The organism is Providencia sp. PROV189 (genome assembly GCF_028480065.1).
Taxonomy (GTDB): Bacteria; Pseudomonadota; Gammaproteobacteria; order Enterobacterales; family Enterobacteriaceae; genus Providencia; species Providencia stuartii.
This window is the reverse complement of record NZ_JAMPOG010000081.1, coordinates 1-1,554: the sequence shown is the minus strand read 5'-3', so window position 1 is coordinate 1,554 and position 1,554 is coordinate 1. Positions and strand designations below refer to the sequence as shown.

General features: G+C 41.5%; 3 protein-coding genes. 2 read left to right on the top strand and 1 reads right to left on the bottom strand.

Annotation, left to right across the window (positions count from 1 at the left end):
- Together PR833_RS20295 and PR833_RS20290 are read left to right on the top strand one after the other, a co-directional pair.
- Nucleotides 1-851: RHS repeat-associated core domain-containing protein (locus PR833_RS20295; protein WP_272526488.1), on the top strand; the 851-nt coding region annotated here is incomplete at its 5' end.
- Complete coding sequence (locus tag PR833_RS20290) at nt 852-1,286, top strand: hypothetical protein (RefSeq protein WP_154625809.1); 435 nt, start codon at nt 852-854, stop codon at nt 1,284-1,286.
- Nucleotides 1,287-1,354: 68 nt separating this feature from the next.
- Here PR833_RS20290 and PR833_RS20285 read toward each other — a convergent pair.
- Nucleotides 1,355-1,554: SymE family type I addiction module toxin (locus tag PR833_RS20285; protein ID WP_272526487.1), on the bottom strand; the 200-nt coding region annotated here is incomplete at its 5' end.

Below are 1,554 nucleotides of genomic sequence, written 5' to 3'. Positions count from 1 at the left end.
TCTATGCCGACGGTACCGTGGCATATGATGCAGGTATTCAATGGCTCTATCAGCCAGGAGCCATCACCCCCACCGCCCGTTATCAAAATGGCAAATTGCACTATGTGGTCACTGACCATCAAGGTACACCCCGAGAGATTTTTACTGAAAAAGGAATAGCCAGTTGGGCAGGACGCCTCAATACGTGGGGTCAAATGGCGTTTTGGCAGTCTCAAGACGGTCGAGCCGACAATGACCCAAATTATACCGAATGCCATTTTCGTTTTGCGGGTCAATATGAAGACCGCGAAACGGGCTTGTATTATAACCGCTTTCGGTACTATGATAAGGACAGTGGGCAGTATATTTCACCAGACCCGATAGGGCTACTGGGTGGGTTGAATCCGTATGGGTATGTGCACTGCCCGACAGGGTTTATAGATCCGTTGGGTCTTAGTGGCATGTTCACAGGATCTACTTTTACAGGTCCTTCCGATATTACTTATACTGTCTATCAACAACCTATTGACTGGGACTTAAAAGTTAATACGCGAGATGGTGTAAAAACGAATCTTCAAATCGTTCTCGAAGATGGCCGAAGTCCTATGGTGGTAAAAGATGGGAAATATTCAGTTGTAAGCCTTCACCACTCTAAACAAAATGGCTTAGGGCCATTATTTGAGTTATCAACTGAAACGCACGTTAAGTACCGCTATACTAATGCATTGCATCCACACTTGCCTGGAAGTCACCCATTTAACCCAGTGGATCGTGATCTTTTTGATGCAGATAGAAAAGCTTACTGGAAGCAAAGAGCCGAAGAGGAAGTTAACCGTAGAAAGCTGATCAATTGCTGTAAAAAAGGAGGGTAAATGTTGACACCTAAATTGGTTGATTATTTTAAAAGTAAAAATTGGTGGTTTGATGAACCTTCAAGTGAATACCGCGATGCTTTGTTAAGTATTGATATCGATATTGACTCTGATTTTGCACAGTTTTACTTACATGTTGAAGATTGCCCAACATTTTTAGGAAAAAATAGAGAGATCTATCAAATTGGTTGGTTTTTAATTAATAGCAATGATTATTTATTAATCCTGAAAAGTGCTCATGATGTTCTAAAATTACCTAAAGAATATTTGCCATTAGATAATTTTGAAGGTGAATACGGTTATTTTTATAATCAAAAAACTGGTGAAGTTGTTGGGTTAGGATTAGGCAACGAAATTCATGACTTTATGGCTGGGGTACTGAAGCCACAATGGCATAGTTTTAATGATTTTTTAGAGTTTTTCTTTGATATTTAAACTAAATGGCCAGAAGATCTTTCAAACTTCTGGCCTCTTCGTTTTTAAGCGCCGCTCAGTTTACCCTTTTAGCCGCTGGTATACTCTGCCATCAGCTCGCGCATCGTGTGCCGTATGGCGGTTAGCTGCGCTTGCTGTTGTTGGTTCTGCTGCTTTATCGCTCGAATGTCTTCGCTGTCGGGTATCAAGACCAAACAACCGTTTAATATCTTCACCGTGAACGTGAAACCGGTCTCAAAACCTGCGGCTTTTAGCCACTGGCTTTTTA

What these genes read in the sequence shown, in the direction of transcription:
- PR833_RS20290 (WP_154625809.1), top strand. Translation starts at nt 852, where the DNA reads ATGTTGACACCTAAATTGGTTGATTATTTTAAAAGTAAAAATTGGTGG.